The sequence below is a fragment of the Staphylococcus sp. FSL H8-0121 genome, assembly GCF_038008425.1.
Lineage (GTDB): Bacteria > Bacillota > Bacilli > Staphylococcales > Staphylococcaceae > Staphylococcus > Staphylococcus pasteuri.
This window is the reverse complement of the sequence record NZ_JBBOZB010000001.1, coordinates 92,379-106,538: the sequence shown is the minus strand read 5'-3', so window position 1 is coordinate 106,538 and position 14,160 is coordinate 92,379. Positions and strand designations below refer to the sequence as shown.

Here is a 14,160-nt window from a genome sequence, read left to right as displayed (position 1 = left end):
AAATTCTACACATAAAAAGGACCTAAAAATAATTAGGTCCTTTTCGCTACTTATTGACGTTAATGTATGAAAATAGAGTTTTGTAAATTCATTTTTCAAATGTCAATTTTTAATCTTCCATTGTACTTAAGTCACCAGCATCTAAATCTAATTCCCAAGCTTTTAATACACGTCTCATAATTTTACCTGAACGAGTTTTAGGTAGTTTATCTTTAAACTCAATTTCTCGAGGTGCAGAGTGTGCAGACAGTCCTTCTTTTACAAATTGGCGAATATCATTTTTTAATTCATCAGTTGGTTCATACCCTTGTCTCAGTGCTACGAATGCTTTAATAATTTCACCACGTACAGGATCTGGTTTACCGATGACACCTGCTTCAGCCACTGCTTCATGTTCTACTAACTTAGATTCAACTTCAAATGGGCCTACACGTTCACCAGCAGTCATAATCACATCATCTACACGTCCTTGGAACCAATAATACCCGTCTTCATCTTTATATGCAGAATCCCCTGAAACGTACCAATCTCCGATAAAGTAAGAATCATATTTTTCTGGATTTTTCCAGATAGAATGCATCATAGATGGCCATCCTTTTTTGATTGCTAAGTTACCCATTCTATTAGGTGGCAATTCTTTACCTTCATCATCTACTATAGCTGCTTCGATGCCAGGTAATGGTTTACCCATTGAACCTAATTTAATGTCCATGGCAGGATAGTTAACAATCATATGTCCACCAGTTTCAGTCATCCACCAAGTATCTAAGACACGTTTATGGAAAACGTCTTTAGACCATTTGATAACTTCTGGATTGAGTGGTTCACCAACAGACAAGATTGAACGTAATGATGACAAATCATATTTTTCTACAATATCGTCACCAGCACTCATTAACATACGTAAAGCCGTTGGTGCAGTGTACCAAACTGTTACTTTAAAGTCTTGAATCATTTTGTACCATTGTTCTGGAGAGAATCGACCACCAACAATACAGTTTGTAACACCATTTAACCATGGAGCAAAGACACCATATGACGTTCCAGTTACCCAACCTGGATCTGCTGTACACCAATAAACATCATCTTCTTGTAAATCTAATACATATTTTCCAGAAATATAGTGAACTAACATTGCTTTTTGAACATGTAGCACACCTTTAGGTTGACCGGTAGAGCCAGATGTATAATGTAAAATTAAGCCATCATCTTCATTTAACCATTCAATATCAAACTCATCACTAGCTTTTTTAAATTCAGTATTAAAGTCAACATATGCCTCATCCACATCGTCATCTACTACAACAATTGTTTCCAAGTTAGGTAATTTATCTTTTGGAATTCGTGGTAATAATGCTTTATTTGTAACAATGACTTTAGCATCACTATTTTCAAGTCTGTCTGCCACAGCTTTTTCCATAAATGCTTCAAATAGTGGTCCAACAATTGCACCAATTTTTAAAATACCTAAGAAAGCGAAATACAATTCTGGTGTTCTTGACATGAAAATAAATACTCTATCCCCTTTTTGAACATTAGCTTTATTTTTTAAAACATTGGCTGCTTTATTTGAGTATTTTTTCATCTCTTCAAATGTGTATGATTCATGACGACGTTCGTCTTTATAGTTTAATGCTATCTTTTCTCCCTTACCCTCATCAACATGTCTATCTATACATTCATACGCCATGTTGATTTTTCCTGTCTTATTCCAAGAGAATGCCTTTTCAACATCTTTCCAATCAAAGTTATTATACGTTTGTTCATAATCTTGCAAATTATAATTTCCAGGTTCACTTTTATATACTTCAACTTTCATAAGAAAATCCCCCTTCGATTTATGAAATCGCTTTCTTTATAGTGAATTATACATATAATTGTCACATTATTCAAAACATTTAATTATAATTGACATCATTTTTGTCATTTTACATCAAGAAAAGTATAATAAGTATAAAGAACAAGGAGGTTTTAATTAGGAGGTGAAGATATGCAACATATAAAATCTTATATTAAAGAGAATATATACTTAGAAGATCAGCATTTTATAATAGAAGGCCCTGTTTCATATTCTTTTTTGAAAACGCTTACTTTCGACGATGGATTAAATGCATTTAGATCCTACAATGAACAATTTGAAGCTTTATTAGAAATTACTACGTTACCTGAAGGTAGAGTTTATATTATTCGGAGAGACAAACATATTATAGGTTATGTTACGTATCATTATCCAGATGAATTAGAAAGATGGTCTACTGGCCAACTCCCCTATTTAATTGAGCTTGGTGCAATCGAGTTAAGCAAAGGTTACCGTCATTTACATTTAGGTGGGAGATTAATTCAAATCAGTTTATCAGCTGATGAATTTGAAGATTATATTGTCTTAACAACTGAATATTATTGGCATTGGGACTTAAAACATGCCCAACTAGATGTATTTGAATATAAACGGTTAATGCAAAAATTAATGCAAAAAGGCGGTTTAGAAGTCTTTGCTACAGATGATCCAGAAATTACAAGTCATCCAGCAAATTGTTTAATGGCTAGAATTGGTAAAAGAATTAGTTTAGATCAACAACATGCTTTCGACGATATTAGATTTCAAAACCGCTTCTTTTATTAGCAGATTGAAAGGAATGAGCTTATGAGTAATAAAAATAAAACAGGTTATGTATACTCAGATGAAATTTTAAAATATAGATTTAATAATGAGCATCCTTTTAATCAAATGCGTTTAAAATTAACAACTGAACTTTTAATAGATGCACAGTTTTTATCTAATGAAAATATTTTAACACCTCGAATTGCTACAGAAGATGAACTCGCTTTGATACATCGTTATGATTATATACAAGCGATTAAACATGCATCACATGGCATCTTAAGTTCTGAAGAAGCTAAAAAATATGGTTTTAATGATGATACAGTTCCATTTAGACATATGCATCGTCATTGTTCTCGTATTGTAGGTGGTGCTTTAAACTTAGCAGATAAGATTATGGACGGTACTTATACAAATGGTTGTCATTTAGGTGGTGGCTTGCATCATGCTTTACCAGGTCGTGCAAATGGCTTTTGTATTTATAATGATGTAGCTATAACTGCTCAATATTTAGTTAATCATTATAATCAAAGAGTAATGATTATTGATACAGACGCACATCATGGAGATGGTACTCAGTGGAGTTTTTATACGAGCAATGATGTATTAACCTATTCTATCCATGAAACTGGTAAGTTTTTATTTCCTGGTTCTGGACATTATACTGAACGTGGTGAAGATATCGGTTATGGTTATTCAGTCAATGTACCATTAGAACCTTATACAGAAGATGAATCATTCTTGCGCTCATTTAAATCTACAGTTGAACCTGTCATTGCAGCATTTAAACCTGATATCATTTTAAGCGTCAATGGAGTGGATATTCATTACAGAGATCCGCTAACACATATAAGTTGTACTTTAAATTCTTTATATCAACTACCTTATATAATTAAAGCACTTGCTGAAAAATATACTCATAATAAAATAATTATGTTTGGTGGCGGAGGTTATAATTTATGGAGAGTTGTGCCTCGTGCCTGGAGTCATTTATATTTAAGTTTAATTAATGAGCCTATTCAAAAAGGTTATTTACCATTAACTTGGATTAATAAATGGAAACATTATAGCTCAGTGACACTTCCAAAAAGATGGGAAGACCGTTTGAATGATTATACGTATATACCTAGAACTGATGAAATTTCAGAAAAAAATGCACGTGTAGCAGATTTAATAGCAAGTTGGTATGATTTTACATCCAAATAATTTCACCCCATAAATTAGTTATCAGTCTAATTTATGGGGTGTTTATTACATAGTACGTATATTATTTAATTATTTTGTCGTACCACGATATTCAATTCTATGAGGTAAAATCACATTAGGTTCTTCAATTTCCTCTTCATTCATATACTTAGTTAATAATCTCATTCCAACAGCACCAATATCATATAATGGTTGTATTACACTTGAAAGTTGTGGTCTAACCATTTCTACTAAACGCGTATTATTAAAACTAACGATTTGTAAATCTTCAGGAACTTTTATACCTGAATCTAATGCGCCGTGTAACACACCGATCGCTTGTTCATCACTGATTGATAATACAGCATCAGGTAAGTTATCTTTCATTTCATCAAAAACTTTCATGCCTTCTTTGTAACTTTCAGCCCCTGTTAAATGAAGCGCATCTTCTAATATTAGATTATTATCAGATAGCACTGTATTTAAACCATCTAAAACATCTTCTTGGGCTTTCTTAGAATAATCACCACCAACTAATGCAAATTTCTTAGCACCTTGGTCAATTAAATGTTGTGTTACTTCTTGAGCAGCTTTTTCAAAATCAATGTTAACAGAAGCAACATGATCATCTTTACCATTCGTACCTGATACAACGACTGGTACTGATGATTGGTTGATTAATTCTTTGATTTCTTCTGAAATTGTACCTCCTAAGAATATAATACCATCTACTTGTTTACTTAAAAGATTGTTAAAAATTTCTTTTTCTTTTTCAGGATCATTATCTGAATTTGAAATGATTGAATGATATTTATACATTGTAGCAATATCTTCTAAACCACGTGCAAGTTGTGAATAATAAACATTTGAAATATCAGGAATAATCACACCTACTGTCGTAGTACGTTTACTAGCAAGCCCACGTGCAACTGCATTTGGACGATAGTTTAATTTTTTAATTACTTCATTCACTTTATTTCGAGTTTCAGGCTTTACGTTTTGGTTACCATTAACAACACGAGAAACAGTTGCCATCGACACTCTGGCTTCTCTTGCCACATCATAAATTGTTACTGTCATAATTTCCTCCTTGCAAGCGTTTTATACGCTATTATACCGTGTTTTCATATTATTTTCAAAGTTTACCATATTTAAAGATGCAGTGAAATAAATTTGTTTTGTTGTTCACATTTCTGTCAGAAAAATTGTAGATTTAAATTATATTCACTTTAAAACAAAATTTCTAATGATGCATATTAAAAGATATATTTTGTACAAATAAATTAAATTCAAACCAAAAATAGCTACTTCATTACAAAATACCTTTTGTTCAATGAAGTAGCTTTAATTTCATTATCGATTATTTTAATTTCTTTTGGTTATATAAGTCTGCTAGTGATTTTAATTCATTATAAAATTCATTAAATTCTTTTAAATCCATTTGTTGTCCTGCATCACTTAATGCTACTGAAGGATCTGGATGTACTTCTGCCATAACGCCATCTGCTCCTACAGCAAGTGCAGCTTTTGCAGTCGGTAACATAATGTCTTTTCTACCAGTACTGTGTGTTACATCGACCATCACAGGTAAGTGTGTACCTTGTTTTAATATTGGTACAGCAGAAATATCTAATGTGTTTCTAGTTGCTTTTTCATATGTTCTAATTCCACGCTCACATAAGATAATATTTCTATTACCTTGAGATGCGATATATTCTGCAGCATATGTGAATTCTTCAATTGTTGCTGATAATCCACGTTTTAACAGAATTGGTTTATTTGTACGACCAGCCTCTTTTAAAAGTTCAAAGTTTTGCATATTACGTGCACCAATTTGGAAAACATCAAGATATTCATCTGCAACTTCAAAATCATTTGGATTTACGATTTCACTAATGACATTTAAATTATATTTATCTTTAACATTTTTTAAGATTTTAAGACCTTCAACACCTAAACCTTGGAAATCATATGGGGACGTACGTGGTTTAAACGCTCCACCACGTATAAATTTCTCACCTTTTGCTTGTAAATCAGCAGCAACTGTATCTACTTGTTCTTGCGATTCTACTGAACATGGACCAAAAACAAATGATTTATAACCTTCTCCAAATTTACCTCCATTATCAAAATGAACAATTGTATCTTCAGGTTTTAATTTTCTAGATACGTATAAATGTTTTTCATTCTCTGATTTTTGTAAATCTGTAGAGGCTTTAAAAATTTCTTTAAATAATTGTTTAATCACATTATCATTAAACGGACCATTATTCTTATCTAAAAGATCGTTAATCATTTCCTTTTCACGTTGAGGGTCATATACACGTGTACCCTGTTTAATTTTTTCTTCTCCAATTTTTTGAGCTAGTTCACCACGTCGAGATAATAACTCTAAAATCTGATCGTTTAATGAGACAATTTCTTGTCTGTAGCTATCTAATTTATTACCCATAGTCATTCCACCTCTATACTATTAGTTGCACATTATATGTATCACTTTAAAGCGATAAAATAAATGTATTTACGAATCATTCTAACAATTAACATTTTATTGTTCAAGTTATAATTGTCGGAATTGATTAAATTTTCTAAAAATATGATAGTATTACCATATTTCCATTTATGAACACATATTTTAAAAAAGAAAAAGAGCAGAACGTCATACATCCTACTGTAAATGAATGATGGGTTCCACTCTAATATGTTATACATTTAATTTTAACCACTAAAATCAAATACTAACCAATGAGTGCTTATATTAATATCATAATATTAACTTATATTAAATACAAACTAATTAGTCATTAAAAGTACGTTTTTCGATTTTACTAGTTGTTTTTTCTACTTTTTGTTGAGTAGATTTTGTTTTATCTTGTTGTGCTTTATTTTGATTAGATGATTTTGTTGTTTTCTTAGTTGATTTTGTTTGTGCTGTTGTTTGATTACTATTTTTTTTAGTTGATTTTGTTGTTGCTTTAGCTTGACTATTAGATTTTTTAGTTGATTGATTATTATTTTGTCTTGTTACGACACCTTTATCAAACTGTGCTTTACTTTGTTTTTTTGTTGGTTGCTTAGTACTAGATTGTTTAGATGATGATTGTGCTGATTTATTTTTTTGGTTAGATTTTGTTGTTGTTTTAGTAACTAAATTAGGTACTTTAGTCATCGTTGATTTTGCAATTGGTGCTTCTTCAAGTAATGCTTTAGTTAATTGAGATTCTTTAGAACCTTTAGTTAATTTACTTTTTTTAGTTTTAGCTGCACTTGCTAGTCTATTAGCAAATGAACCATCATTATTTTTTGTTGATTGTTCTTCAGTTTTAGTTACTAAATTTGGTGTAGATTGTTTATTATTTTTGGCTACACCCTGTTCTTTTGTTAAAGCTTTAGTATTAGCTGATACATTAGCATCATTATCTAATTTTGTTTTCTTCGTTTTAGCTGCACTTGCTAATTTATCTGCATTAGATTGTGTTGATTTGCTAGCTTTTTCTTTTGATGGATCAGATAGTGAAGATTCTTCTTTAATAGCAGATTTTGCCATTACAACTTCTTCAGATGATACGTGTTGATTACTATTTATATGAGATTGTTGTTCCTCATTCTGACTTTCTTCCTTAGCTTCTTGAATTTTACGTGCTTGTGGTGATTGGTCTGCTAAGCTATCTTTATTTGTTTCAGCTTGAATTGCATTTTGTTGTGCTGCTAACTCTGTAGCTGATGGCGTTGTACTAGATTGTTGTTCTTTATTTTGCGCTTCTTGTTTGGCTTGTTGTATTTCACGTGCTTGTGGTGACTGATCTGCTAAACTATCTTTATTTGTTTCAGCTTGAATTGCATTTTGTTGTGCTGCTAATTCTGTAGCTGATGGCGTTGCATTAGATTGTTGCTCTTCATTTTGCGCTTCTTGTTTGGCTTGTTGTATTTCACGTGCTTGTGGTGACTGATCTGCTAAACTATCTTTATTTGTTTCAGCTTGAATTGCGTTTTGTTGTGCTGCTAATTCTGTAGCTGAAGCATCTGATCCAGAATTTCCTTCTGCTTCTAATTTTGCTTCTTGAATATCTCTAGCTTCTGGTGATTGATCTGCTAAATTATTGTCGCTTACTTCTCTTTGGATTGCGACTTTTTGTGCTGATAATTCATCAGATGAGATACCATCTTTTGATTTATTTCTGAAGTTTTCAACTTGGTTTTTAACAGATTCAAAACGTTGTTCTGCTTGAGATTTGTAATTTAATGCTTTTTCACGTAGTTCTTTTTCTTTAGCAATTGCTTGATCAGCTTTTTCGAAAACTTTCAATTTGTAATATAACCCTAAAGCTGAACCTACTAAAGCACCGGTAATAAAGCTTACAACAAAATCTTTACGTTGTGGTGTTTGATTATTTATACGAGTATGACGGCTGTATAAATCATTTCCAGTATTATTTCTTTCAAAATCATCACGATTATAGTGTTCCATGATTTATTCCTCCCTATAACAAATGCACTTAAACAAGTAACAACCTCATTTAAGTGCATTTAGTTCATTCTTATTAATTATTTGTCAACACGTGTAGTATAGCTATGATCTGTATCATTTGCTACTGTGTTTGCTTTGTAATTTGCACTTCCTCGACGGTAGTGTCTATTTTGCCATTTGTCAGCAATTTCCATTGCCACATTTGACCATTGTACTACTTGAGAAATTTTATCTTCATTTTGAGATACGTTGTGTGTAATAGAATTAGTTACACGGTCAACTGAACCATTTAATGTTTGAACTGAGTCACCAATACCTTTAACAGCATCAACTACAGAATTCAAACGATCAACTTTACCTTGAATATCTTCAGTTAAACGGTTAACTTTATGAAGTAAATCAGTAGATTCTCTTGTAATACCTTGTACTTGACCTTCAACACCATCAAGTGTTTTAGCCACGTGATCTAAATTTTTCTTAACAGAAATTAACACTACAACGATACCGATACATAAAATTAAGAACGCTATCGCAGCGATAATTCCAGCAATTGGTAAAATCCAATCCATTAAAAACGCCTCCTAAATACCTAATTATAAAATTCATTAATATTTAATACCCTTGAGAAATCATTATAAACATATTAGAAATCTTTTTTTATACCTAATTTATTTAAGTACGCTTTTTGGATTTTTTGTATATCTCCAGCGCCCATAAATAATATTACAGCATTATCAAATTTCTCTAATACATCTATACTATTTTCATCAATTAATGCTGATCCATCAATACGATCAATCAAGTCTTGAATCGTCAATTCACCAGTGTTTTCTCTAATTGAACCAAAAATTTCACATAAGAAAACATGGTCAGCTGCGCTTAAACTTGTTGCAAATTCTTCTAAGAATGCTTGAGTTCTTGAGAATGTATGTGGTTGGAATACAGCAATAACTTCTTTTTGTGGATATTTTTTTCTAGCTGTTTCAATTGTAGCATTAATTTCTCTTGGATGGTGAGCATAATCGTCTACTAATACTTGATTTGATACTTTTGTTTCATTAAATCGACGTTTTACACCACCAAATGTTTCTAATGCTTCTTTTATATTATCAACGTTCATTTTTTCTAAATAACTAATAGTTACAACAGCTAATGTATTTAGAATATTATGGTCACCATATTGTGGTGATAGGAATTGATCATAAAATTCTCCATTAATATAAACATCAAATTGTGTACCTTGTTCAGTGATTTGTATATTTTTAGCATATACGTCATCAGTTTCTTTTAAACCATAGTAATAAATGGGTACATCCGCTTCTAATTTTCTAAGATATTCATCGTCGCCCCATGCAATGATAGCTTTTTTAACATTTTGAGCCATTTCTTGGAATGCATCAAAAACGTCATCAACATCTCTGAAATAATCAGGATGGTCAAAGTCAATATTTGTCATAATTGCATAGTCAGGATCATAACTTAAAAAGTGACGTCGATATTCGCAAGCTTCGAATGCAAAATAGTCACTGCCAGGTAAACCCATTCCTGTACCGTCACCTATAAGGAATGAAGTCTTTTTATCTCCATTCATCACATGAGATAACAATCCAGTTGTTGATGTTTTACCATGTGCACCAGTAACTGCTACCGAAGTATATTGGTTAATTACATGGCCAAGAAAATCATGATATCTAATCACATCTAATTTAAGTTGATGTGCTTTGACTATCTCTTCATGTGTATCAGGGAAAGCATTACCCTGTATAATTACCATATCTTCTTTAATATTGTTACTATCAAACGGTAAGATAGTTATACCTTTATTTCTTAGAGCAACTTCTGTAAAAACATAAGTTTCAATATCTGAGCCTTGCACTTCATGCCCAAGATCATGCATGATTTGTGCCAATGAACTCATGCCAGAACCCTTAATTCCGACAAAATGATAGTGTGTCATTATAAAACTCCTTACTAATTTTTAATCTTGATTCAAATCCGCCTCAGTAATATAAACATCTCTAGGTTTAGAACCGTTCGCTCCAGATATATAACCTAGTTGTTCTAATTGATCTATGATTCTCGCTGCTCTATTATACCCAATTTGGAAATGTCTTTGTACTAACGAAGTAGAAATATGTCCTTCATTAATCATGAACTCACACACATCATCAAATAAATCATCTTGTGCTTGAGTTTGTGTTTTCTTTAATAATTCTTTTTCTTCAAATAAATAATCAGGTTCACGTTGCTGTTTAATGAAATCTACAACGTCGTCAATTTCTTCATCTGAAACAAATGTACCTTGAACACGGATAGGTTTATTCATACCGCCACCAAGATATAACATGTCGCCATATCCTAATAGTCGTTCTGCTCCTCCGCTATCAAGAATAGTTCTAGAATCTACACTTGATGATACCATAAATGCAATTCTAGTTGGGATATTAGCTTTAATTAAACCGGTAATAACATTAACTGATGGTCTTTGTGTGGCAACAAGCATATGAATACCACATGCACGCGCTTTTTGAGCTATTCTCGCGATGGATTGTTCTACTTCTTGTGGCGCCATCATCATTAAATCGGCTAATTCATCTATTACTATAACAATTTTTGGCATTCTTTGTTCATAAGAAGCTTTCTTATTGAATGCTGTAATATTTCTAACGTGATATTGAGCAAATAATTTATATCGACGTTCCATTTCTTCAACAGCCCATTTTAAACTTTGTGTGGCTGCTTTAACATCTGTAATTACTGGTGACACAAGATGTGGCAAATCATTATATGGTGCTAATTCAACCATTTTTGGATCAATTAATAATAATCTTAATTCTTCCGGATGATTTTTATACAATAGCGACATTAAAATACTATTAATACACACTGATTTACCTGAACCTGTTGCACCTGCAATTAAAGCATGAGGTGTTTTAGCAATGTCCATAAGTAATGGTTCATTGTTGATGCGATAACCCATTGCAACTGTCAATTTAGATTCAGCATTTTTAAATTGATCTGAATCTACAATTGATCTCAAATTGACTTTGGCAGGGTTTTGATTAGGTACCTCGATACCTACTAAACTTGTACCTGGTATCGGCGCTTCGATACGTATATCTTTGGCTGCTAACGCCATTTTAATATCGTCTTGTAAAGCAGTAATTCTTGATACTTTAACACCTTTTTCAACTGATAATTCAAAACGGGTCACACTTGGACCTTCAGTAACATTTTGAACTTCTGCAGGAACATTGAAATAATATAATGCATCATTTAATTCTTGCTTTTTATCATCAATCCACTCTTCATTTACTTCATGTGGTTCTGGTGATTCAAGCAATTCCATACTAGGTAAATTAATATTTGGACCTTTTCTTATAGTGGGCTTTTGAACTTTAATATTTTCATTATTATTATCCACTTCTCCAGATGTAACCTTAGATGTAGATGCATGAGTATTCTCTCGTTTGTCTTCATTGCGATTATCTGAATCATTTTCATTAACATCATTGGAAGCATGTTGCATAGACGAACTATCATCTTCCATATTTTGATTAATTCCAACATTATAATCGCTCTGAGCCATTTGCACATTCTCATTATTGACAACGTCATTTGCACTTAGGCTATGTTCACTTGCAGTTGAATTTGAGTCACTTTCATATGTTGTTTGATTTAGTTCATTTGTACGATCAGCTGAAGGCGCTTCACTTTCACTTATATTGTTTGATTGTTGATTTGATTCAGAGTGTTCTGATGTATTGTATTGCTCTGACGATGCTTGCTTAATATTATTTGATTGTGTCGAATTTGATTGACGTTCAGGCGTTAGATTTGGAACATGAACTGTGCGAGATTTTTTCTTATCTATCATACGTTTTTTATCTGAAGGCGTCATAACAACATTAAATGGCTTACTACCTTTTAATGGCTTGCTAGTTTGTTCAGAATGTAGATGCTGATTAGTTTCTACACCTTTATTTTCACTATTAACTTTATCAAACTTCTGATCAGAACTTTCTGATTGATTATCATTTATAGATTCAGAATAGCTATTTTCTGAACTACTTAAGTTTTGAGTATTATCATAAGATGAAGCGACAAATTCAGATGTTTCATTACTATTATTAGAGATGAAACTATCACTTAATGATTCATCACTTTCTAATACTGATTCTGATGTTGACATTGTTTTATCACTATTACCTAAATTGCTATCTTGAATATGTGGATTTCGCTTTTTAGCATATTCCGTTTCATGATCGACGCTTTGAGTAACTGCATTATGACCACTTCTTCTATTCAAGTGCTTATGATCATTAAGTTGTGATGTCTCACTATCATATAGAGATGAAGATGTATGTTCTGAAGTAGAATATGTTGTTGGTTGCTCACTATCATCTAATTCTCGATAATCTGCATCATCTATATTATTATCTTCATTTTCTGATATTGATGTTTTATCACTGTAATGATGTTTTGCATTTTCTGAACTAATTGTAGAGTCACTTTGACTAGATTCAGAGTCTTTCTGGACGGTAGTTGTTCGATCATCATATATGGATTGAGATGAAACATAGTTAGTATCAGTTGTTTCTGAGCCTTCATCTTGTTCTGTTACATCAGTCACAGTAACATCGTCATCATTTACTTGATGTCTTGGTTTAATATCAGATAAATCGATTTCTTCATAATTGTAATGAGATGTTTCTTGTTGATCTAGGTCTGAATTTTCAATTGCATCTGTTTGATTTATTGTTTCATTGTTGTCATGCTCGTCAATCATAGCATTGCTATCATCTTGAGATTCCATATCTAATGAACTTTCACCAACATATTGTTGTGCTTGTTTGGCATACATTTCATCAATTGCTTTTTGTATACTATCTTCATTGGTCTCTTTATTTTGTTGTCTTTTTTCTTGCAATGCTTTTTTAAATCGACGCTTTTGAAGCACTTTTCGTTCACGTTTTCTTCGAATTTCTTCAACAATTTGAGATGCATAGATATTGTTAATATTAATAGTATTATCTTTAGTTGAATGGTTAGGAGTTGAGTTAATTGCTTTTTCATCTCCCACTGACGATGTTTGTTGATTTATATTCTCATCATGTTTTGAATTACTATTTGTACTAGTTTCTTTTACATCATTCGATTGTTGATTACTTCTAAAGTTGCTTTGGGATCTTTCGGCAGTGTATCCATCGTTGTCACTAGAATGATTAACATTTGAACTCATTTTATTATTAGTTTCTTCTTCATTGTCTTTAGGAGGTATCATGCCGTTTTCAATTGGTCGTCTTTTCATCGTACCAAAAATGGCTGATGGTACTTCTGAAGCTTTAAAATCACTTTTGTGATATGTATACTCCGGTTGCGTTTTATAATTTGATTTAAAACGTTCGGATTGTAATTTCATTCTTGGTTGTGATTTTGAAGATGTAGCACCATTATTAGATTTGTTATCTCCTAATGAAGTAGGAGAAATTTGGCGGTGAGTTGATTTAGTGACATAAGGATTTGTTACTTGTTTTCTTCTAGTTTTATTTGAATTAGATTGTCGAGACGAGTTCACATACTCATCGTCATTGGCATGATTCCTTCTACGACGATGTCTCTTACTTTCTTGAGAAGTTAAAGTTTCATTATCATCATTTTTCACATAAGATTGTTCCCCATCATTCACAGATGTATATTCAGACCCCACATTTTCTGATTCAAAACCATTAATAGGAAATCGGAATTTACCTTTTGGTCGATGATAGATATCATTATTTTGTGGCAGTAATGAGTCATGATTAGAATCATTCGATTGAGTTGCCTGGCGTCTTTTATTTTTATTTCTTAATATATCTTCATTTGAATCATTATCTTCGCCAAATAATTTATCAAACCAGCTCAT

At 32.0% G+C, this 14,160-nt stretch carries 9 protein-coding genes; 2 read left to right on the top strand and 7 right to left on the bottom strand.

Annotation, left to right across the window (positions count from 1 at the left end; genetic code table 11):
• Window positions 1-109: 109 nt before the first annotated feature.
• Window positions 110-1,819, bottom strand: coding sequence for an acetate--CoA ligase (acsA, locus tag LFT63_RS00640; protein ID WP_119622806.1), 1,710 nt, complete (start codon window positions 1,817-1,819; stop codon window positions 110-112).
• A gap of 171 nt (window positions 1,820-1,990) precedes the next feature.
• Between acsA and LFT63_RS00635 the strand changes: the two genes are divergently transcribed.
• Both LFT63_RS00635 and LFT63_RS00630 read left to right on the top strand, forming a co-directional pair.
• Entirely contained in the window at window positions 1,991-2,623 is a 633-nt protein-coding gene (locus LFT63_RS00635) for a GNAT family N-acetyltransferase (RefSeq protein WP_017638254.1), read from the top strand.
• A 21-nt stretch (window positions 2,624-2,644) separates the two neighbouring features.
• Window positions 2,645-3,808: an acetoin utilization protein AcuC gene (locus LFT63_RS00630; protein WP_218047229.1), complete on the top strand. Its 1,164-nt coding sequence runs from the start codon at window positions 2,645-2,647 to the stop codon at window positions 3,806-3,808.
• Window positions 3,809-3,877: 69 nt separating this feature from the next.
• On the opposite strand, the gene ccpA is transcribed toward LFT63_RS00630, so the two are convergent.
• From ccpA to LFT63_RS00600, 6 genes are all read right to left on the bottom strand, one after another.
• Window positions 3,878-4,867, bottom strand: a complete 990-nt coding sequence (gene ccpA, locus LFT63_RS00625; RefSeq protein ID WP_017638256.1) for a catabolite control protein A — start codon at window positions 4,865-4,867, stop codon at window positions 3,878-3,880.
• Window positions 4,868-5,147: 280 nt separating this feature from the next.
• Window positions 5,148-6,239 carry a bifunctional 3-deoxy-7-phosphoheptulonate synthase/chorismate mutase gene (locus tag LFT63_RS00620; protein ID WP_029055650.1) on the bottom strand — a complete coding sequence of 364 codons (1,092 nt, stop codon included), beginning with the start codon at window positions 6,237-6,239 and terminating at the stop codon, window positions 5,148-5,150.
• A 345-nt stretch (window positions 6,240-6,584) separates the two neighbouring features.
• Window positions 6,585-8,255 carry a smooth muscle caldesmon gene (locus LFT63_RS00615; RefSeq protein ID WP_340767750.1) on the bottom strand — a complete coding sequence of 557 codons (1,671 nt, stop codon included), beginning with the start codon at window positions 8,253-8,255 and terminating at the stop codon, window positions 6,585-6,587.
• A gap of 77 nt (window positions 8,256-8,332) precedes the next feature.
• Entirely contained in the window at window positions 8,333-8,824 is a 492-nt protein-coding gene (locus LFT63_RS00610) for a DUF948 domain-containing protein (protein ID WP_002467416.1), read from the bottom strand.
• A gap of 74 nt (window positions 8,825-8,898) precedes the next feature.
• The gene (gene murC, locus LFT63_RS00605) at window positions 8,899-10,212 is read right to left on the bottom strand and encodes a UDP-N-acetylmuramate--L-alanine ligase (protein ID WP_017638259.1); all 1,314 of its coding nucleotides are present in this window, start codon (window positions 10,210-10,212) and stop codon (window positions 8,899-8,901) included.
• A 21-nt stretch (window positions 10,213-10,233) separates the two neighbouring features.
• Complete coding sequence (locus tag LFT63_RS00600) at window positions 10,234-14,160, bottom strand: DNA translocase FtsK (RefSeq protein ID WP_340767749.1); 3,927 nt, start codon at window positions 14,158-14,160, stop codon at window positions 10,234-10,236.

Coding starts and splice junctions, on each gene's coding strand:
- acsA (WP_119622806.1), bottom strand. CDS start 1,819: ATGAAAGTTGAAGTATATAAAAGTGAACCTGGAAATTATAATTTGCAA.
- LFT63_RS00635 (WP_017638254.1), top strand. CDS start 1,991: ATGCAACATATAAAATCTTATATTAAAGAGAATATATACTTAGAAGAT.
- LFT63_RS00630 (WP_218047229.1), top strand. CDS start 2,645: ATGAGTAATAAAAATAAAACAGGTTATGTATACTCAGATGAAATTTTA.
- ccpA (WP_017638256.1), bottom strand. CDS start 4,867: ATGACAGTAACAATTTATGATGTGGCAAGAGAAGCCAGAGTGTCGATG.
- LFT63_RS00620 (WP_029055650.1), bottom strand. CDS start 6,239: ATGGGTAATAAATTAGATAGCTACAGACAAGAAATTGTCTCATTAAAC.
- LFT63_RS00615 (WP_340767750.1), bottom strand. CDS start 8,255: ATGGAACACTATAATCGTGATGATTTTGAAAGAAATAATACTGGAAAT.
- LFT63_RS00610 (WP_002467416.1), bottom strand. CDS start 8,824: ATGGATTGGATTTTACCAATTGCTGGAATTATCGCTGCGATAGCGTTC.
- murC (WP_017638259.1), bottom strand. CDS start 10,212: ATGACACACTATCATTTTGTCGGAATTAAGGGTTCTGGCATGAGTTCA.
- LFT63_RS00600 (WP_340767749.1), bottom strand. CDS start 14,160: ATGAGCTGGTTTGATAAATTATTTGGCGAAGATAATGATTCAAATGAA.